Annotated in this window: 14 protein-coding genes and 2 tRNA genes; 14 read left to right on the forward strand and 2 right to left on the reverse strand. The window is 40.4% G+C overall.

Features of this window, described 5'->3' with window-relative positions; all coding sequences use genetic code 11:
- Position 1 precedes the first annotated feature (1 nt).
- Positions 2-1012, reverse strand: coding sequence for an NAD(P)/FAD-dependent oxidoreductase (locus AQ505_RS01290; RefSeq protein ID WP_062546509.1), 1011 nt, complete (start codon positions 1010-1012; stop codon positions 2-4).
- Between the two features lie 129 nt (positions 1013-1141).
- Between AQ505_RS01290 and AQ505_RS01295 the strand changes: the two genes are divergently transcribed.
- From AQ505_RS01295 to AQ505_RS01310, 4 genes are all read left to right on the forward strand, one after another.
- The gene (locus tag AQ505_RS01295) at positions 1142-1885 is read left to right on the forward strand and encodes a UDP-2,3-diacylglucosamine diphosphatase (protein WP_062546510.1); all 744 of its coding nucleotides are present in this window, start codon (positions 1142-1144) and stop codon (positions 1883-1885) included.
- Between the two features lie 161 nt (positions 1886-2046).
- A complete protein-coding gene (prfA, locus tag AQ505_RS01300; RefSeq protein WP_062546511.1) occupies positions 2047-3120 on the forward strand; it encodes a peptide chain release factor 1 in 1074 nt (357 codons plus the stop codon).
- A 77-nt stretch (positions 3121-3197) separates the two neighbouring features.
- Positions 3198-3271 (forward strand) — tRNA-Asp (locus AQ505_RS01305).
- Positions 3272-3345: 74 nt separating this feature from the next.
- Positions 3346-3419 (forward strand) — tRNA-Asp (locus AQ505_RS01310).
- Positions 3420-3549: 130 nt separating this feature from the next.
- Here AQ505_RS01310 and AQ505_RS01315 read toward each other — a convergent pair.
- Positions 3550-5541 (reverse strand): VPS10 domain-containing protein, encoded by a 1992-nt coding sequence (locus AQ505_RS01315; RefSeq protein WP_062546512.1) that lies wholly within the window; start codon positions 5539-5541, stop codon positions 3550-3552.
- 137 nt (positions 5542-5678) lie between these two features.
- On the opposite strand from AQ505_RS01315, the gene AQ505_RS26765 reads away from it, so the two are divergent.
- The 10 genes from AQ505_RS26765 (at position 5679) to AQ505_RS01365 (ending at position 20501) form a co-directional block, all read left to right on the forward strand.
- Complete coding sequence (locus AQ505_RS26765; RefSeq protein ID WP_231635003.1) at positions 5679-5999, forward strand: hypothetical protein; 321 nt, start codon at positions 5679-5681, stop codon at positions 5997-5999.
- Between the two features lie 15 nt (positions 6000-6014).
- The gene (locus tag AQ505_RS26770) at positions 6015-6419 is read left to right on the forward strand and encodes a phytanoyl-CoA dioxygenase family protein (protein ID WP_231635004.1); all 405 of its coding nucleotides are present in this window, start codon (positions 6015-6017) and stop codon (positions 6417-6419) included.
- 6 nt (positions 6420-6425) lie between these two features.
- Positions 6426-7046 carry a class I SAM-dependent methyltransferase gene (locus AQ505_RS01325; RefSeq protein ID WP_062546513.1) on the forward strand — a complete coding sequence of 207 codons (621 nt, stop codon included), beginning with the start codon at positions 6426-6428 and terminating at the stop codon, positions 7044-7046.
- A gap of 556 nt (positions 7047-7602) precedes the next feature.
- A complete protein-coding gene (locus AQ505_RS01335; protein ID WP_062546514.1) occupies positions 7603-8013 on the forward strand; it encodes an HYC_CC_PP family protein in 411 nt (136 codons plus the stop codon).
- 79 nt (positions 8014-8092) lie between these two features.
- Complete coding sequence (locus AQ505_RS01340) at positions 8093-9544, forward strand: TolC family protein (protein ID WP_062546515.1); 1452 nt, start codon at positions 8093-8095, stop codon at positions 9542-9544.
- A 12-nt stretch (positions 9545-9556) separates the two neighbouring features.
- Positions 9557-12706 (forward strand): efflux RND transporter permease subunit, encoded by a 3150-nt coding sequence (locus tag AQ505_RS01345; RefSeq protein WP_062546516.1) that lies wholly within the window; start codon positions 9557-9559, stop codon positions 12704-12706.
- 5 nt (positions 12707-12711) lie between these two features.
- On the forward strand, positions 12712-13803 hold the full coding sequence (locus AQ505_RS01350) for an efflux RND transporter periplasmic adaptor subunit (protein ID WP_062546517.1): 1092 nt from the start codon (positions 12712-12714) through the stop codon (positions 13801-13803).
- A 1397-nt stretch (positions 13804-15200) separates the two neighbouring features.
- Positions 15201-18200 (forward strand): SusC/RagA family TonB-linked outer membrane protein, encoded by a 3000-nt coding sequence (locus tag AQ505_RS01355; RefSeq protein WP_062546518.1) that lies wholly within the window; start codon positions 15201-15203, stop codon positions 18198-18200.
- 20 nt (positions 18201-18220) lie between these two features.
- Entirely contained in the window at positions 18221-19786 is a 1566-nt protein-coding gene (locus AQ505_RS01360) for a RagB/SusD family nutrient uptake outer membrane protein (protein WP_062546519.1), read from the forward strand.
- A gap of 34 nt (positions 19787-19820) precedes the next feature.
- Positions 19821-20501, forward strand: coding sequence for a hypothetical protein (locus tag AQ505_RS01365; RefSeq protein ID WP_157262163.1), 681 nt, complete (start codon positions 19821-19823; stop codon positions 20499-20501).
- Positions 20502-20511: the final 10 nt, after the last annotated feature.

Genomic DNA, 20511 nt, shown 5'->3' on the forward strand with positions numbered 1-20511 from the left:
CTTAGAATTCGGATACTCCGTTTACGGTAGTGTATTTCATGGTATATTTAACACCTGGGTTCATGTACTGGTAAGCACTATGACTCATTAGTGCCGCTTCGTGGAAACCGCAAAGGATTAATTTTAATTTATTCGTGTAAGTATTGATGTCGCCAATCGCATAGATACCTGGGATATTGGTCGAATAGTCATCTGTATTTACTTCAATTGCACTTTTGTTGATGTTTAAGTTCCATTGTTCAATTGGACCTAATTTAGGGCTCAATCCGAAAAGAGGAATCAAATGATCCGCTTGGATTGTACTTTTTTCCAGGCTGCGGTTATGAACAAGTTCCACTGTTTCCAATTTTCCATTTCCATGAACAGAGCTTAAATTGCTGTTCAATACCAGGTTGATTTTTCCGCTTTCTGCAAGAGCCATTACCTTGTTTACTGAATCAGGTGCACCACGGAAACTTTCACTGCGGTGAACTAAAGTCAATTCGTCTACAATATCCGCAAGGAAAATTGTCCAGTCTAAAGCAGAGTCACCACCACCGGCGATTACCATTTTCTGACCACGGTATTTTTCAGGATCAAGAATCATATAATTCACCCCTTTACCATTTTCAAACTGTTCTAATCCTTCTACTGCTGGTTTACGAGGCTCAAAACAGCCTAATCCGCCTGCAATTACTACTACTTTAGCTTCAATGATCGTACCCATGTTAGTGGTCAACACAAAATCTCCTTCTCCACGTTTCTCCAGACCTTCAATGCGTTCTCCTAAAGTAAAACCAGGATGGAAAGGTTTCCCTTGCTCCATTAGGTTGTCAATCAATTCCTGAGCTAGTACCGTAGGGTATCCAGGAATGTCATAAATAGGTTTCTTAGGATATATTTCAGACAATTGACCACCTACCTGAGGTAAGTAATCGATCAAATGACAACGCATTTTAAGGAGTCCTGCTTCAAAAATCGCAAATAAACCAACGGGTCCGGCGCCAATAATGGCTATATCTGTAGAAATCATGTGTTTAAATTTTGTGCGAATTTACGAACTTTTGTTTTAATAACCGCGACTGTTTAGATATATTCTAGATAATTGGTAGAACTTATGACAAACCTGCGATATTTTTTTTACTTATCTTTGTTGATACTGATGACAAAAAACATATATTTTGCTTCTGATTTCCACCTGGGTTCTCCCAGTCATCAGGAAAGTAGAAAGCGCGAAGATCGAATCATTCGTTGGTTAAACGCTATAGAAAGCAGTTGTGCTGAGCTTTTTTTGATGGGCGATATTTTTGACTTCTGGTTTGAATATCGGGAAGTAGTCCCAAAAGGTTTTGTTCGCCTGCAAGGTAAGCTCGCTTCGATGACAGACGCAGGAATTAAAATTTATTTTTTTAAAGGCAACCATGACATGTGGGTGAGGGATTATTTCACGACAGAAATGGGAATTGAAATCATTAGCGATGAAATGGTCATGGAGCGAAATGGTAAAAGTTTTTACCTGCACCATGGGGATGGACTAGGACCTGGTGATGAAAAATATAAGTTGTTAAGAAAAGTATTTAGAAACCCGGTTTGTCAGTGGTTATTTTCCATCGTACCCCCACGTATTGGACTGGGAATCGCCAATTGGTGGTCTGGAAGCAGCAGGGTAGCCAATAAAACTGAGGAAGCATTTCATGGAGAAGAATTCGAATGGCTGGCGATTTATGCAAAAGAACTATTGCAAAAGAGACATTACGACTATTTTGTATTCGGACACCGCCACTTGCCTTTAGAGATCAATCTGAATGGGAAAAGTAAGTATGTGAACCTTGGGGAATGGATTAATTTTAATTCTTATGCGGTATTTGACGGCAAAGAATTAACACTGAACTATTTCGAAAAATAATCATCAGGGCTGTAAGAATCCGGCAAGCATTAAATTTTTAGTGTCAATTAACTGAAAAAGCCGTATTTTTGCCTTCCAAAATAAATCAATTGCCAGGACAGGATCCGCAGGACGGGTCTGAATCAAGAAGGCAACAAGTATTAATTTTCTGAAAAAAGAATATGTTAGAAAAATTAGAAGCAATTAAGCTACGCTGGGAAGATGTAGAAGAACAGTTGAGTAATCCTGATACGATGCAGGATATGAAACGTTTTGCGGCTTTAAATAAAGAGTATAAAGATTTAGGCAAGATTGTAGACCAATATAAAATCTACAAGAATGTAATGAGCAATATCGAAGCAAACAAGGAGATCTTATCTACGGAGAAAGATGCCGAAATGCGCGAAATGGCTAAAGAAGAATTGGATATGTTGCTGAAGCAGCAGGATGAACTGGAAGAAAAAGTACGTTTGATGCTGATTCCTGTAGATCCTGAAGATGCTAAAAATGCCGTATTCGAGATTCGTGGTGGTACTGGTGGTGATGAAGCAGCTTTATTTGCTGGTGATTTATACCGTATGTACAGCCGTTTCTTTGAGCAAAAAGGCTGGAAGGTAGAAACTGTGGATGTAACTGAAGGTACTGCCGGTGGTTATAAAGAGGTGATCCTGAAAGTGAGCGGAGAGGATGTTTATGGGCAATTGAAATATGAATCAGGTGTACACCGTGTACAACGTGTACCAGATACAGAAACTCAGGGTCGTGTGCATACTTCAGCAGCCTCGGTAGCGGTATTGCCAGAAGCAGAAGAAATCGATCTATACCTTAACCCTGCAGATATTGACTTGCAGACTTCCCGTTCAGGTGGAGCCGGAGGTCAGAATGTGAATAAAGTAGAGACGAAAGTGCAATTGACCCACAGACCTTCGGGACTGGTAGTAGTTTGTCAGCAGGAACGTTCTCAGCTTGGAAACAGGGTGATCGCAATGGAGATGCTGCGTAGTAAACTATATGATATCGAATTGCAGAAGAAAAATGGAGACATTGCGGCAAGACGTAAGACGATGGTATCTACCGGTGACCGCTCTGCAAAGATCAGAACTTACAACTATCCTCAGGGAAGAGTAACAGATCACCGCATCGGATTGACACTTTATAACCTAAATCATGTGATGGATGGTGGTGTTCAGGAGCTGATCGATGCATTGCAGTTTGCAGAGAATGCTGAAAAGATGAAAGAAGGCTCTGTGGTTTAACCAGTTGCGATTATTTCAAAAAATAGTTTGTAAATATAAATAAAGACTCTATATTTGCAATCCCGAAAGGGAACAACGGACCGGTAGTTCAGCTGGTTAGAATGCCGCCCTGTCACGGCGGAGGTCGCGGGTTCGAGTCCCGTCCGGTCCGCAAAAGTTTCTCATCGAGAACTTGAAGTTGTTAAGTAGAGGATCTACTATAAAATCCACCCGTAAGGGAAACACGGACCGGTAGTTCAGCTGGTTAGAATGCCGCCCTGTCACGGCGGAGGTCGCGGGTTCGAGTCCCGTCCGGTCCGCAAAAAGCCACTCCAACGAGTGGCTTTTTTGATTTACAGGGATTTTGACCACCCAGCCATAAGCCCGCTTCAATAGCTATCCTTTATATATATTAATAAACTGATAATTTTGTAAAAACATTCAGAATAACTACTGACTAATTTTTTGCCTATAAATATAATCGGCAATTCTAAATATCGCATAGTTTTTGTCGCGTACATGCTGGACAAAAAAGCTGCCCTTTGTTAGATGATCAATAGCCTTACCGAACTGAATAGAGTTGGATTTGAGTTTCAATGCCCCGTATTCGATATTCCATGGCATAAAAAGGTAGTTTGGGCGGTTGTAGGAATTTTCGACAATGAGTCTTTTACCATCCTTAAAAACAAGGATTATTCTTCTTGTATCAATTGTGGTACTCCAATAGCTGTCAGCTTGGGAAAACACAGCATTGAGCAGTTCAGGAGATAGGGTGTATAATGAATCTGCAACCTGTTTATAATAATTGAAATCTGTATTTTCTCCTGGAAAAGTATAAACCGTTTCATCGAAACGGTGTTCATCAAGACCTTTAATCTTAATCTGCGCTGCTTGCTGATCAATATATTTTTTGAAACGTTCGATGTCATGCTTGTTGATATCAAGATCTTCAATGCTTAGTTTATCGGTCTTGAAGCCAGCGATCATTCCTGCTAGTGTATTTATAGTGTTGGCATCAATTGTTTCGATAGCGTTGGCTAAAAAAGATCCGCGTGAAACTTTTTTATCGAGCATAAACCGCTTTCCATGTCTGACAAAGGACTGAATTGAATTGCTATGGTGAAAACACCCCTGGCTGCCATGCTCCAAATGGAACTCTTCAACTGGATTGGCCTTAAGGTCAATCACTATTGAGGGTACCTGAACAGGAAGAAGCATCTTTTTTGGGAGATTTAATTCATAAAATTTGTTGTAGCTTCGATTAGAAATCAACAATTTTCCATTTATAGTGTTTGCATTTGTGATGTGAAAATCAAGGCGCATATATCTAAACCATTGGTTTCTTACGATATCGTATTTAAGAATATCTTTTCCGACAAATCCGTAGTTTTCACCTTCAATCTGCAGTTGCAACTCAGGTTTGGATATACTACTATTACTGCGGAGTAGTTCGGTGCTTTCAAAAATGCTGGGACCGATCGTGTAGAGCTGTTCATGAGTTAAGGCAGTAAGTTTTTCGCCATGAACGGCTATCGCAGCAACAGGTAGTTGTAATTTTTGATTGGATGTCCATAGGGCTGAGAAATCAGAACTGTAAAGCTGAACATTCCGGTCTTTCTGTATAGCATATAGTTTTCCAGAGTCAGTAACTTCGAAATCTACAATTTCCGGGAGATAACGCCACTCTATTTGATCTGTTTTGCTGATAAATGTTCTTCCTTCCTGCTTAATGATATAGTGGTTGTCTAATAACCTGATTTTTTTTATTTCGGGGTGACTTGTTTTGGAAATTCTGACATATTTCTTTTGGTCCAGCGGTGTTGGAATTTTGATCCAGCTTTTGCAATTATCTAATGTCAGATATAGGGCATTCCAGGTAGATCCGAAAAGGCCTGTTTTTCCATCTTTTTTAAAGTGAGCGGAGATCAGTCTTAGGTTACCTGTTTTTTCTATTTTATCAAATGTTTGCCAGGTCTTGCCACTGTCTTTAGTATAGTAGATGTATTGCGAATTACCGGTCATCCAAGCTTTTCCATCTTTACTGAAATAGGCTCCGTTTAGCCAGCTGCTTTCACCAAACTGAACCTTTGCCCAGGATTTTCCACCGTCTTCGCTTCTAAAAATAAAATCCTCTTTCCTGTTTTCCTGTAAGAATCCGGACAAAACAACAGTACTATCTGAAAAGAAATTGATGCGCTCGAAGTGATTAGAGCTATGATTATCATTGGCGCTGATGCTATTCTCCCGCCAAAGCTGATCGGCTTGAGACCGATAATATACTTGTCCCGATGCAGTGGCCACCCAGATATCTCCTTTTGGTGAGACTCCCAGTTCTCCAATTATGCCACTTATTGAAAGCCTGGCTAAATATGGATTCTGGGAAAATACCGGTTTTATAACGAATAACAGCAGGATGATAAATATTGGTGAGATGAAACGCATGTTGCAATGATGAGGTTTTTTTTAGGATTCCACAAAATATTTTCCAAAACTCTATGAATTGGTTGCTGACCTTTTTCATAAAGTCCCAGTCGGCAATAGGATTGTTTAATATTTTAATCTATCTGTATATTCGATGTATGGTAGATTTTAATAAGTATAGGGTTGAAATTGAAGACACAGGCTTTGTAGCGATTGATAATGTGTTTTCTGATGCTAAAATCGAACAAATTATCCAGCTAATTGATCAAGCTGATACTTCCAGAAAAACATTCAGAAAATCTACTGACCTGTTTGCAATCAGGCAATTTTTAAAGGAAGTACCAGAAATAGGAGAGCTCATCATTAATGATGAATTTAAGCTGCTCATTCAAGAGCTTTTTGGTTCAGATTATTTTATGGTAAAATCTATTTATTTTGATAAGCCTGGACAATCTAACTGGTTCGTTTCTTATCACTAGGATTTGACCATATCAGTGGACAGAAAGGTAGAATTAGACGGATATAGTAAGTGGACAGTAAAACAAGACCAATTCTCTGTTCAGCCGCCATTGGACATCCTAAAACAGAGTTTTACCGTTCGTATACATCTTGATGATACAGATGAAAATAATGGAGCGTTAAGGGTGATTCCTGGCTCTCATTTAAATGGGATCTATAGAGTTGAAGATATAGATTGGTCTTTTGAGACTGAACATACTTGTGAGGTCACGAAAGGTGGAATCATGATCATGAAGCCATTATTATTACATAGTTCAAGCCGCAGCATCAATAACAATAAACGACGAGTGATCCATATCGAATTTTGTAATCAGGAGCTGCACGAGGAATTAGAATGGGCAGAACGAATGAATTTTCATTGCAGCAAATTTAGTCTATAACAGCAAATGGGATTTGGATTTAACTTGTTTTTTATCTTCATATTGATTCCGGTTACAGTTATTCTTTTATTAGCTTGGTTGTCGACAAAGAAAATCATCTATGGAAAGGTCGTTGGATTTACCTGGTTAGGCATCATTAATATAAATGCTGGATTTGATGAGACGAGTGTTATTCTAGGAAAGAGGTTTATGGCTGCAGAATTAATTGTGCTGGATTTTTATGACCCCTTAATACATACTGAAGTCTCAATTAAAAGAGCCAGAAAAGCATATCCGGCATTTCCTGGCACTCGAAATGTAACATCAGATAATTTGCAGCTGGAGGAAAATTCGGCTGATAAAATATTTGTAATTCTATCCGCACATGAGATTAGGAACAAAGAGGAACGGATAAGATTTTTTAAAGAGCTAAAACGCCTAATAAAACCTTCGGGTCAGATTTTTATTGTTGAACATTTGAGAGATAAGGTCAATTTTATGGCATATAGTATTGGTTTCCTTCATTTTTATTCTAAATCTACCTGGTTTGAAGTCTTTCAGGCAGCAGAGCTTAAAATTCAAAATGAAATAAAAATTACACCATTTATTTCCACATTTATACTTGAAAAGAATGGAAATACATTTTAAAATTATTGGCGTTTTATTAATTGCATTGTCTTTTATGCATGTGATTTTCCCAAGGTATTTCAATTGGTCTAAATAACTGGTTTCTTTGAGTCTAGTCAATCGCCAGATGATGTATGTTCATACATTTTTCATCGCTTTGGTTGTATTTCTAATTGGAGTGTTATGTCTAACCTTGTCGGATGAATTACTCTCCACCGGACTTGGAAAGAAGATTGTTTTAGGGTTTGGTGTTTTTTGGTTAATCAGATTATTGATGCAGTTTTTTGGATATTCTTCGGCGCTCTGGAAAGGAAAATTTAAGGAAACCGTAATACATATTTTATTTTGTCTGTTTTGGACGTATTTAACTGTTATTTTTTTACTTCCTATTGGATTTGAAAAATGATTGATCGTAAGATATTCTCTTCTATCAATTCATTTTGTTATTAATTGTAGAGCAGTCTAAATTTAGTGCAAAAGGGAAATTACTATCCGAACCACTCTCAGAATTATGTAAAAGATTCGCATAATCCTGTAATGCTTATCTTAAATAGCTGAGCCATCTTTGTGACTCCTTATGAAAAGACTGCTCAGCCTGTTTCTTTGCCTTTTGTTTCTGATCGTATCCACTGGATTTACGACCAGTGCTCATATTTGCAAAGGGATAAAGCAAGAAATGCGTTTATTTTCTAAAGAACATCAGGGTCAGGTATGTCCGGTTTGCGCTTTAAAAAACAAGCAGAAAACCAAGAAGGACAATTGTTGCAAACATGAAAAGGAGCAGGTAAAGCTAGCGGATAAAGTGCAAAAGATCGCCCAGCAGGAAAACCTTTTGAAATTCTCAGGAGAAGCGGTTTTATACCTACATCCAGCAAATGCCACCATTTGGGATCATAAAATAAAAACCCTTAAAACGGATAATTTCTATTTTTCTACCCCATTAAAACAACCCCCATTCTACATTTTACATTGCGTATATCTGATATAGGCCGTCTTCATTTTGAATTCTGGAGCATGGAAACATCCTCCTTCATCATGATGGTTTAATTTCTAAAAGATATAAAACAATGAATATCAGATTCATTGCGTTAGCGGCATTTTGCGGCTTATCGACGGTGTCGTATGCCCAAACTTTGCAGCTGCCAGACGCACTACAGCGTTCTATTCAGAACTACGAAAAAATCAAAGTAAAAGAGGCCTTAATAAAAGCTTCACAAGAAAACACAAATTATCAAAAAAGCCTGTATCTACCAGATCTTACAGTACAGGCGCAACAGAGTTATGGGACGATCAACGCGCAGAATGGTCCGTTGTATGGTTATGGAGGATTAGCTTCGGCAGCTACCTCTATGCCACTGGCAGATCAAAATTGGAATGCGGCTTTTGGATCGCTATACCTGGCCAATATCAACTGGAACCTGTTCACATTTGGCAGGATCAAAAACCAGGTGCAGCTGGCTAGAGTCGAAGAAAGGCAGTCGGCAGCCGACCTGGAGCAAGAGAAATTCCAGCATCAGGTAAAAGTAGGTGCTGCTTATTTCAACCTCTTTGCCAGTCAGCGGATCAAATATGTGCAAGAGAAAAATCTGGAGCGTGCTCAGGTATTCATGAGTACTACACTGAGCCGTGCAGCTAGCGGATTGATTCCGGGTGTGGACGCCTCCTTAGCGAAAGCGGAGGTCTCTAACGCGCAGTCTGCACGAATTAAAGCCTACGACATGGAATTGGAGTACTCCAAAATATTGGCAGTATTACTTGGAGAAGAATATCAAAGTTTTACACTGGATTCCGTATTCACCAGTAAAACTCCGATGTTGACCGAACATGAGCTGACTGCGCGTAATACTTCAGCAGGAAAAGTATCAGGAACTCAAGCTTCTGATCCGATTGCGCTACCTTTGAACCTAATCAATCATCCATTATTACAATGGCAAAAGAGCAAAATCTCGGGAAGCACGAAATCCGAAAAAATCCAGCGTTTGCAAAAACTACCTTCCTTATCTGCTTTTGGAGTAGTACAAGGGCGTGGATCCGGCTTTGAATCCAATTACGTGCAAGACAACAGTGCTTTTTCAAAATCTTATCATAAAGGCGTAGGCATACAAAGGGGGAATTACCTGGCAGGATTAACCTTGAGCTGGAACCTGACCAATCTTTATCGTTTCGGTGCTAAAGTAAAAGAGCAAAAATACCAGACGCAAGCGCTTCAAAACGAGTATCACCTGATGCATGAGGAATTGTCAGCTCAGGCCCAACTCGCAGATGCGAAACTAGAAAATGCAGTAGAAAACTTTGAAGAGACAAAAATCCAGGTTAAAGCGGCGGCGGATGCGTATCGTCAGAACACCACTTTATACCGGAGCGGCTTAACCACGATTGTGGACTTAACCCAATCGCTGTACGCCTTAAACCGAGCGGAAATCGACTTGGAGATTGCCAGAAATAATATATGGCAGGCCTTACTGTTAAAATCTGCTGCGGCAGGAGAACTGTCTGTTTTACTAAATGCCATTCCATAACCCTGAAAACCCATGAATTTATTACGTATAGCATTGCGCAAGCCCATTTCCATTATGGTGATGGTGATGGGGCTTTTGTTCTTCGGGATCAAAGCCTCCAGGAATATCAAGATTGATATTCTTCCGGAAATGAACCTTCCTGTGGTATATATCGCCCATTCTTTTAATGGCTATACCCCACAGCAGATGGAAGGATATTTTACTAAAATGTATGTGAATATGATGCTGTTTACCAGTGGCATCAAAAGTATAGAAACCAAAAATACACAGGGATTAACCCTGATGAAACTCAATTTCTATGAAGGGATTGATATGGGACAGGCCATTGCAGAGATCTCTGCGCTATCTAACCGCTCGCAGGTGTTCTTACCGCCAGGTGCTCCACCTCCCTTTATCATCCGTTTTGATGCTTCTTCGCAGCCTGTAGGACAGCTGGTATTCCGGAGCGAAACGAAAACGAATAATCAGTTGCAAGATATTGCCAATTTTACGGCGCGTCCCTTCCTGATTGCCATCCCCGGGCTCACTACAGCGCCGCCTTTTGGCGGTAGTCCGAGAACAGTGGAAATCAATATTGATCCGAATAAACTGCGCAGTCACCAATTATCTCCGGATCAGATTGTGGAGGCGATCAGTCGGAATAACATCACTGCGCCCTCAGGAAATGTCTATATCAATGACATCAACTATCTGACGCCAACAAACAATACCATAAAAGTGGTAGAAGATTTCGGGAATATCCCTATTTTCAAAGGAAAAGCCGACAATCTGTACATACGGGATATTGCCACGGTAAAAGATGGTGCTGACATCACTACTGGCTTCGCCTTGATCAATGGCAAGCGTTCCGTATATATCAATATCGCTAAATCCGGCAATGCATCCACTTGGGATGTAGTGAGCAAGCTAAAAAAAGCCATTCCGAATATCCAGAACAACCTTCCCGACGATATAAAAATTTCTTATGAGTTTGACCAGTCGGTTTATGTGATCAATGCGGTGAAAAGTTTAATATTAGAAGGCGTGTTAGGTGCTTTACTCACCGGACTAATGGTATTGCTGTTTTTAGGAGATAAGCGCAGCGCGATCATTGTGATCCTCACGATTCCAATTTCTATCCTTTCGGGCCTGCTGTTCCTGAAACTTTTCGGGCAATCGATTAACATTATGTCCTTATCCGGGCTGGCATTGGCGATTGGAATTTTGGTGGATGAGAGTACCGTCACCATTGAGAATATCCACCAGCATCTGGCCATGGGCAAAGCAAAATCTCAGGCGATCTGGGATGCCTGTAAAGAGATTGCCTTTCCAAAACTATTGATCCTGCTGTGTATTTTGGCTGTTTTCGCCCCAGCGTTTATGATGACTGGCATCCCGGGTGCTTTATTTATGCCTCTAGCCCTGGCCATTGGTTTCTCCATGATCGTTTCGTTTTTATTGTCGCAAACCTTCGTGCCCATTCTATGTAACTGGATGATGGAACCGCATTCGGTGGAAGAACTACAGAAAGAAAGCCGCTTTGATCGTTTTAGAAACCGCTTTATCGACTTCCTGACAAGCCTGCTGCCCAAAAAGAAACCAGTGATTCTGCTGAGTTTCCTGGCTGTTGGTACTTTGATTTACCTGATGTTCAGTATCACCGGAACAGATGTACTGCCTGCGGTTAATTCCAGTCAGTTTCAATTGAGAATCAAAGCACCGGAAGGGACTAGAATTGAAAAGACAGAGCAAAAAATCAAGCAGGTGCTGCGGGAATTGGAAACAGTGATAGGCAAAGATCATATCGCGATTTCTTCCGTGTTTATCGGACAGCACCCTTCTTCTTTTGCCGTAAGTCCGATTTACCTATACAATGCTGGCCCGCATGAAGCTTTAATGCAAGTAGCCTTAAAAGACTATACCGGAAATACCAGCCTGTTAAAAGATGAAATCCGAGCACACCTGAAAAAGAAAATGCCGGAACTCCAGCTTTCTTTTGAGCCGATCGAGCTGACAGAGAAAATCCTGAGCCAAGGGACAAACACGCCTATTGAAGTCCGCTTCTCCGGGATGATGAAAAAGAGAAACATCATGTATGCGAATAGGCTGCTGGCAAAACTGAAGGAGATTGATTATTTGAGAGATCAGCAAATTCCCCAATCTTTAAATTATCCCGCATTGGCGATCAATATCGACCGAGTCCGGGCAGCGCAATTGGGAATTGATGCTCAGGACATTGCTAAATCAATGATTGCCACGACCGCCTCTTCCCGTTACACCAGCAAAAACATGTGGGTAGAGGGGATGATGGGAATCGCTTATGATGTACAAGTGCAAACGCCTCAAAATATCCTAAACAGTAAAGATGAGCTGGCAAACATCCCGCTGTCCAAAAATTCCGCCCGACCGGTATTGGGGGATGTGGCTACGATTATGCCTAGCACTACCTTAGGCGAAAGTTATAACCTGGGGACGATGGCTTATACCACGGTGACCGCCAATCTGCACCAGATGGATCTGGGAAGGGCGCAAAAAGATGTCAATGCAGCAATTGCTTCCTTAGGGGAGATTCCTAAAGGCCTGAATATTTCTGTAGCAGGGATGGCGCCTGTACTAGACGAAACTATGGACAGCCTGCTGAGTGGATTATTAGTGGCCATATTGGTGGTTTTCTTGATGCTGACCGCCAATTTCCAATCTTTCAAAGTGTCATCTATAATATTGACCACTGTGCCTTTTGTGGCATTAGGGTCATTGGTGTTGCTTAAAATCACCGGATCAACGTTAAATCTGCAATCTTATATGGGCATTATTATGTCTGTGGGGGTGTCTATTGCGAATGCGGTACTGCTGATTAGCAATGCAGAAACGTTAAGGCTGCAAAGCGGAGATGCCTATGCTTCTGCCATGAAAGCAGCGGCTTTGAGAATGCGCCCGATCATTATGACCTCTATGGCGATGATTGCTGGCATGCTGCCCATGGCTATCGGTCATGGGGAAGGTGGAGATCAGGTATCGCCATTAGGCCGTGCGGTGATTGGTGGATTATTCGCGTCGACCTTCTCTGTATTGATTTTATTGCCATTGGTATTTGCCTGGGTACAGGGAAAAACCGGTACAACCTCTCCGTCCTTAGATCCGGAAGATGAAAACAGTTTACATTTTGTTAAACCAAACGCTTAAAAAAAATGAAAAGATTCACTTATATCCTTGCGGGATTGACGCTTGCTCTCGCCGCCTGCAGCAATGAAAAAAAAGTAACGGAAAAAACGGCAGCTATGCCGATGATGATGCAAAGTTTTGAGACGATTACCATTCATAAAACAAATCCAAAAGTTACTTTGAAGCTGGCAGGAGAGTTATTGGCAGATCAGGAAACGGCATTATATGCCAAAGTCAATAGTTATGTACAGCAGATCAAGGTCGATATTGGCTCAAAAGTGACAGCTGGCCAAGTGCTGGTGGTCTTAGATGCACCAGAGATCCAAGCCCAGCTGGCCACGGCGAAATCAAAGCTGCAAGCACAGGAAGCGATCTACATCGCGACCAAATCCAATTACGACCGGATGTTTGTTGCCGATAAAACTGAAGGCGCCATTGCCAAGGATGCTTTGGACCAGATTACGGCCAAAAAATTAGCAGATGAGGCGCAGGTAAATGCGGCGAGATCCATCTACAATGAGCTCAAAGCCATGAACAATTACCTGGTGATCCGGGCACCATTCAGCGGGACGATAACCAATAGAAATGTAGATTTAGGTGCCTATGTAGGGCCAATGGGTAAAGCGGCAGATCTACCTTTATTGGTTATACAGAGCAATCAAAAGTTGCGCTTATCGCTATCGGTGCCAGAAGCGAATACACCTTATCTAAATATTGGGGATACGATCCGGTTCAAAGTAAAGTCTATTCCTCAAAAGATATATATGGCCAGGATCTCCAGAAAATCGGGTGCCCTGGATGAGAAATTGCGTTCTGAAAAAATAGAGGCAGATCTGCTCAATGTAAGCCAGGAGTTGAAGCCAATGATGGTGGCGGAAACGAACATCCCGCTCCAAGCGGCGGAAGCCAGTTTCTTTATTCCAAAAACAGCTTTGGTGGATGCCAATCTAGGCGTATATGTGATTCGAATTGAAAATGGAAAAACCAAAAATATTTCGGTTGCTAAAGGCCGAATGATGCCGGATCAGGTAGAAATATTTGGGGACTTGAAAGGAGGAGATGAAATCCTGTTAAAAGCAACTGAAGAAATCGAAGAAGGTGCAACCGTCAAAAAATAACTGTTTTTAACAGATAAGAATTTGTTTAGAAAGCCAACCCTCGGGCTGGCTTTCACCTAAAAAAGGCTGTCGCAAAAGACCGGCTTTACAAGGGAAAGAGACCTGCTCGTCTTTGGAGGAAGGAAGGGGGTTGGATAGGGTCTGGATAGCAGGGACTAAGGCAACCCTACGTAGACCCTATCCAAACCCCTTCCGCTCCCTATTATAAGGCCCTTCTCTTCCCGACCACTTCCCGACGACTACCTATCTTTCTTTAAAATTATTTTTTTCCCTTCTTTTTTAACATTTCAACCCCAGCAAATTCAGAAAAAATCCACCGAAACAAAAGAAATGTTTTTTTAAAAACCCGAATAATTTAGTTTCAACTGTAAAACCAAAACAACCAGTTTTTGAAAATTAAGCCCAAAAATCTTCTTTTTTTGCCGTCTTTATTTTTAATAATTCTGGATATATGCCATGGAAAGTGTAAAAAGGCGATTTTTTGTAAATTATCCCGGAGCGCAAACGTTTGTGTGGAGTAGAAATTACAATATTTTTAACGGTAAACAACTGTAAATCTCTTTTTTAAGCCCTAAGAAAGAGGACATTCTGGTCTAATTCAAGAAAACTTTGCTTTTAATATGTAATGATAATTACCTTATTTATAAGCTATTAGTAAATAAAAAACACGATTATTATTTCTGTTATGAGTTCATTTTTTTAAAACACCTCAGTAATGTAATAGTTTGGTCAAAATAATTAGTTCGTTAATACTATTTTATCACTTGCTTCTTAAAACAGAATCTGCGTCTCTATTTTAAGTATTATTAAATTGGACATATTATACGGAAAAATTATTGCGCTTTACTTGTTGATATTGACATATTATGCGATAATAGTACGTTAATCAAACGTTTGCGCTGTCATTTGCGGAAAAGTCGCGATATAAATATCCTAAATTGCTTTCATTAAGTATTACATAATCTTATGTCGTTGATCAACCACCAGAATAACTTATTCTGCAACACTAGGATAGCCATACGAATGCCATTGAAAAAGACATTTAAGCAACATATGCTATAACTAACCAAACAGCAACCTAAACCAAACAAACTATGATTACAATCTTTACTCTTTCTCAGCAATTGCATCTAAATTGTTTGATCCAGATTTAACCCCATTCGATTAAATAGAACAATCAGGTTATTCCATTATTAAATCAGATCATCAGCTCTTTTCTATAACACGTTTTCCAGGGCTTTATTATCTACCAGATATTTTTTAATGATTAACCCATTCCACATCATTTTGTGGTCAGTGGATTTTTATGGCCTGTTTTTTAAATCATCAGCGCTCTTGTGATTTATCCGACAACAGGAAATTAACTAAGCTAACAATCTAATAATTAATTAATACGAATGAAAATGGTCCGAATTATTGCGAGTGCGTTCTTTGCGGTCCTGGTTTCTGCCCTTTGTTTTGTAAAGGCAGAGGCAAAGCCCCTTTATACCGCTCCACTGAATTACCACAGTATTCTCATCAGACAGGATACGGTGCCCGAAGACTCTGCTGAGTTAAAAAGGATAGACAAAGCAATATCCAAGAAAATCAGTAACTCTGCTATACTTAAAGGAACCAGAGACTCTGTCAATATCAGAGTTGCAGCCTTAAGTCCAAATATTTCCCTCCAGCAAATGCTAAAAGGAAATGTAGCCGGAGTGTACGTTCAGGAAACCACCGGAGAGCCCGGCGCTGAACAAAGTATGTTGATCAGAGGACTTTCTGCTCCGATCTTCAGTAGAAAAGACGTATATGCAGTACAGCCTGCAGTGTATTTAAATGGTATTCCTTTATCTCAGGACAACCCTTTTGCTTTTGAGATCCAAAAATACGACTTCAATCGTATTGGCCCTGCCACCAACCTTTTATCCTTTATAGACATCAACGATGTCAACTCTATAGAGGTCATCAAAGACCCGGTAGCATTGGCGAAATTAGGGCCTAATGCAGCCAACGGCGCAATTTGGGTGACTACTAAAAATGCAAAATCCGGTACCAGACAAATTAGTCTGAACAGTTACTTCGGAATGGTGCAGTCCAGTAAGGTAAATACGGTGAATGGTGCGTATGAAAATGCTTTCCGCCAGCCTTTCTACCAGAAATATGCGACCGCAGATGACCGCGCTAATTATGTAGGTTATTTAAGAGATTCTACCAGTACCGACTATTATGGGCCTTCCAACTGGAACGACCTGTATTTCAAAACAGCTCCTGTTTACTCACTTGACTTAAGCTTAACCGGTGGATCTGAACGTGCAAACTTCAGATTTTTTGGCGGTAATACCCGTAGTGCCGGCAATGCCGATGAAACTGCCTTAAACAGGTATACTGCAGGATTTCAAATCAACATGGCGCCATTTGAATGGTTAACATTGTCTACCAAGATCAATGCGACCAGATTAGATAGAAACAGGAATAGAAGCGTGAGAGATCGTTTTGGTGAAACCACTTACTTGACAGATTTTACCACTCCGTTATCTCCAAATAAAGCGCTTTACCAAAACTTCTTAGATGAATATAAAAAGGTAATTGACGACAATACCAATACACTTTTACAAGGAGCAGTAGCACTGACACTGAAACTGGATAAAATCAGCTTCACCACCAGTGTGCTTTTTGACTATATGGAAGGCACCAGGGATGCTTTCTTCCCTTCTACCTTAATGGAAGACAATAATTTTGTTTCCAATTATTTTGGGTTTAACCAGCGTGTGATCCTGAATAACGCATTTAGTTATAAATATGATTTAAATAAAGACCACAAGTTCGAATTCGAATTGGGGCAGTCTTTACAGGACGATACCTATAAATATAACTACGCGAAAGCTTATAATGGGCCTAACGATTTTATCAAAATCAATCAGGTAGATGGTAATAGAGACCATGATGATTATTTGGAATCTCCTTATGGTGGATTTTATGTATCCCGTTTCAACGATCGCGAAAAGAGTAAATTACTTTCATTTTATGGCGCAGCAAGATACCAATACAAAGACCTGCTTACTTTAAGAGCCAGCCTAAGAAATGATGGTTCTTCAAATGGGCAGCCGGATAGTCGCTGGATGATAACGCCAGCATTTGGTGCGGAATGGAGCCTTAAAAACCAATTCTTAACCGCAAATAATTTATTCGAAGATTTAAGAGTAACGGCCTCCTGGTCTAGAATCATGAAGCCATTTAATGACGATCGTTTCGCTGGCGGACCTCAATACAGAGTAAACATGGGATGGAATGAAGAGCCAACTTTACCTACCTATGGTGGTGGTGGTGGTATCATGAGACCTTATACTTCTGGATGGGTAGGTTACGGCATTGGACTTCCTTATGTAGATCAGTTTAACCTGGGCTTAGAGGGCAGTTTCTTAGAAGGCCGCTTAAATGGAGGTATTACCTACTACCAAAAGAACGATAAGAGAATGGTATTGAATTTACCATTGGTGAAGGAAAGTGGTTACGCAAGTATCAATGCTACCGGAATGGATGTGAGAAATACCGGAGTAGACCTGACTTTGAATGCGCAAATTCTGAAAAGAGAAAGCAGTTTAAGCTGGACTACAGGTTTCAATATGAATTTCAATAAAAACAAACTGACTGCTTTGCCAAACGGATTGAAAGAGCTGATCATCGGCGATCGCCTCCTGAAAGTAGGAGAGTCTATTGGTGCTTTCTGGTTGTATGAAAATAAAGGAATCTATAATAACAGTGCTGAAATTCCAGTAAATCCAGCCAATGGCAGAGCATTAACATTTGATGGCAATACCTTGAAAGCTGGTGATCCGATCTGGAAAGATCAAAACGGAGACTATGTGGTAAACGATGCAGATAAAGTATTGAAAGGCAGTCGCCTTCCCAAATTTACTGCAGGGTGGACCAACCAGTTCAGTTATGCAGGTGTAGACCTGACTTTACAGTTTTTTGCAGCCATCGGACAAAAAGCATTGAATCAATATGATGCCAGCCGTTACGATTTTATCAACAGAGAAAACTCCAATAACATTGGTTCCATCAGAGAAGTAAACTCCTGGCAGATCAGCAATAACGCAAAAAGTTATACGATTTACAACCCATGGAGTGATGTGATCCCTTACCGTATCGATCAGGACCTATTCTTAGAAAATGCTTCTTATGTAAAATTAAGAACAGTTTCATTAGGATATGACCTTACGAAAACGAAAGCAATCAGAAACATGAAAGCAGACATCAAGAGAATCTATGTATATGTGACTGCCAACAACCTGCTTACCATGTCTCCATTTACAGGTGGTGATCCCGAACTAATTGATTATACGGGCATGTACAATGGTTACGGAATGGCTATTCCAAGAACCTACACGCTTGGGGTAAAGTTTGATTTATAGTTTTAAATAGAATAGAGAAGATGATAAATTTTATAAACAGGAACACAACTTTTAATAAAGCCCTAACCGCTTTGTTATTGCTGGCAGTTTTGTCAGCTAACTTCTCCTGTAAAAAGGCATTGGACGTGCAATCAACAAGGTTATCTACTGAAGAAACACAGTGGACTACATTGGAAGATGGTTTATCTGGCGTATTGGGTATGTATGCTTTAATGCGTACTGCAATGGCCAGTAACAATACCCACTGGTTAATGGGAGAATTGAGACAAGGAGATTTTCAAGCCACCAACAGGTCTGATTTAAAAGCCATCATTCGTGGAGATTTGAAAGCTTCTTATCCCATCATGAATGAGATCAGCAACTGGCGGAGATTTTACTCTGTGGTGAATGCTACGAGTTTGTTTATTGAAAGATCAGGAGAGATCCTTGCAAAAGATAAACGCTATACCAAAGTCAACAATGACGTGGATATTGCACAGGCAAGAGCTTTGAGAGCATTCGCTTATTTTTATATGGTACGCATCTGGGGTGATGTTCCTTTGCTGACTTCTTCACACGATGGACAGTTTGAAGAACATGAAAGAACCGATCAGAAGAAAGTACTGGCATTTGCAGAATCTGAATTGTTAGCTGCGGCAAAAGTGCTCCCTATTTATTATGGATGGGCAGATCCTCAGCTTCCAGGTGATTATTACGGTAGAAACCGTGATTACTGGAATGGGGTACTGTTCACCAAGATTTCTGCTTATGCAATTTTATCGCACATCACTGCATGGCAGGGAAAATATCTGGAAACGGAGATTTACACCAAATTTATCATGGAAAATTTCCAGAAAGATGGTTCACAATCTTCTCCAAGGTACATTTCTATGAACGATTTGACTGAAAACGGTTTCTACAGTCCTTTTGCCTTTAAGAGGGGAGTACAGATTGTTGGTTTCGCCTTCGAATATGGAAATGGTGAAGCAACTGCAAACGGTCACATTGAGCAGCTGACTTTAGCCGCTCCAATTACCCGTAAGCCAGTACCAGACATGTATGTGCCAAAAGACACGATTCTTAGCGCCTTTAAGGACTTGAAAGATCAACGTTTTGGACTAGATACAATTACTAAACTGTACCGCACCAATTACTTTGTGAATTTCAATACAGAAAAACCAATTTTCAAAAAGATTGCGGTTGTCCAAAATGGTGACATCGGTAATGACGGAACTTATGCCGTGTTCAGTTCAGCGGTATTATTTACCCGTCTAGAAGAATTAACTCTACTTAGGGCGGAAGCACTGGCAGTACTTGGCTTTAGAGATGAAGCGATTAGCTGGTTAAATACTGCAGCAGCGAAACGTGGTACTACCGCTTTTTCAAATACTTCTAAGGCTGACGTGATGGACGCCATTTTTGCGGAACGCAGAAGGGAGCTGATGGGCGAAGGATGGCGTTGGTATGATCTGGTAAGATACAATAGAGTCAAACGCAACAACCCTGGTTTTAATAAACTGCTGGATGAAAACGGAATCTATTGGCCAATCTCAAGAGATGTGCTGAATGCCAATAAAAAGATCGTTCAAAATAGTTTCTGGAATTAAGCTCCTTTCAGTTCATCACCTTAAATAAATTGTAATGAAAAATACTATAAAAAATCTCTTTTTTCTCCCGTTTATGGCAGCGGTAGGTCTATTCATGATCCTGCCTGGATGTAAAAAAACAGATAAAACTTATTACGCCTACGAAAATAAGATTCAGGAATTTGATGGGACTGCTTTGGGCTACCTAAAATCACAAACAGGACAGTATGACTCCCTTTTACTGGTGCTTAATCGCCTGCCTGCTTTGCAAGATTCCCTGGAAAATAAAAACCTGACGGTTTTTGCGGTATCGAATAGAAGTTTTGAATCGGCCATTAAAAACCTGAATGTGACGAGAAAGATGGAGCTAAAAGCACCAATCTATCTGGCTACGGCAGACCTGTCAGAATTGGAAATAATGGTATGTAAATACCTGATCGCAGGTAAAACAAAGTCGGATGATTATATGAGCTACTCCGATGGTCTGCATGTAAAGACCTTGCTTCATAACTATCCAATGCACATCCTATATTCAAAAGCAAGTGCTTCAGGACTGATCAATGGTGGCCCTCAGATTTTAACCTATAGCGATCCAAGAGGTTCCATTTTCGTGAAATTCTGGCAGCGCAGCCCAACCAATGCGGTGAACATTCTGACCCATAACGCAATTGTCAATATTCTGGCACCTAGCCATGAATTTGGCTTTAATGAATTCACACAAAGGATTAATAAATAAGGCAATAAGA

It is taken from the genome of Pedobacter sp. PACM 27299 (genome assembly GCF_001412655.1).
In the GTDB taxonomy this organism is placed as follows: domain Bacteria; phylum Bacteroidota; class Bacteroidia; order Sphingobacteriales; family Sphingobacteriaceae; genus Pedobacter.

Excerpts from the sequence above, each read along its gene's own strand:
- AQ505_RS26765 (WP_231635003.1), top strand. The coding sequence starts at position 5,679 with ATGGTAGATTTTAATAAGTATAGGGTTGAAATTGAAGACACAGGCTTT.
- AQ505_RS01345 (WP_062546516.1), top strand. The coding sequence starts at position 9,557 with ATGAATTTATTACGTATAGCATTGCGCAAGCCCATTTCCATTATGGTG.
- AQ505_RS01360 (WP_062546519.1), top strand. The coding sequence starts at position 18,221 with ATGATAAATTTTATAAACAGGAACACAACTTTTAATAAAGCCCTAACC.
- AQ505_RS01340 (WP_062546515.1), top strand. The coding sequence starts at position 8,093 with ATGAATATCAGATTCATTGCGTTAGCGGCATTTTGCGGCTTATCGACG.
- AQ505_RS01325 (WP_062546513.1), top strand. The coding sequence starts at position 6,426 with ATGGGATTTGGATTTAACTTGTTTTTTATCTTCATATTGATTCCGGTT.
- AQ505_RS01355 (WP_062546518.1), top strand. The coding sequence starts at position 15,201 with ATGAAAATGGTCCGAATTATTGCGAGTGCGTTCTTTGCGGTCCTGGTT.
- AQ505_RS01315 (WP_062546512.1), bottom strand. The coding sequence starts at position 5,541 with ATGCGTTTCATCTCACCAATATTTATCATCCTGCTGTTATTCGTTATA.
- AQ505_RS01350 (WP_062546517.1), top strand. The coding sequence starts at position 12,712 with ATGAAAAGATTCACTTATATCCTTGCGGGATTGACGCTTGCTCTCGCC.
- prfA (WP_062546511.1), top strand. The coding sequence starts at position 2,047 with ATGTTAGAAAAATTAGAAGCAATTAAGCTACGCTGGGAAGATGTAGAA.
- AQ505_RS01290 (WP_062546509.1), bottom strand. The coding sequence starts at position 1,012 with ATGATTTCTACAGATATAGCCATTATTGGCGCCGGACCCGTTGGTTTA.
- AQ505_RS01365 (WP_157262163.1), top strand. The coding sequence starts at position 19,821 with ATGAAAAATACTATAAAAAATCTCTTTTTTCTCCCGTTTATGGCAGCG.
- AQ505_RS01295 (WP_062546510.1), top strand. The coding sequence starts at position 1,142 with ATGACAAAAAACATATATTTTGCTTCTGATTTCCACCTGGGTTCTCCC.
- AQ505_RS01335 (WP_062546514.1), top strand. The coding sequence starts at position 7,603 with ATGAAAAGACTGCTCAGCCTGTTTCTTTGCCTTTTGTTTCTGATCGTA.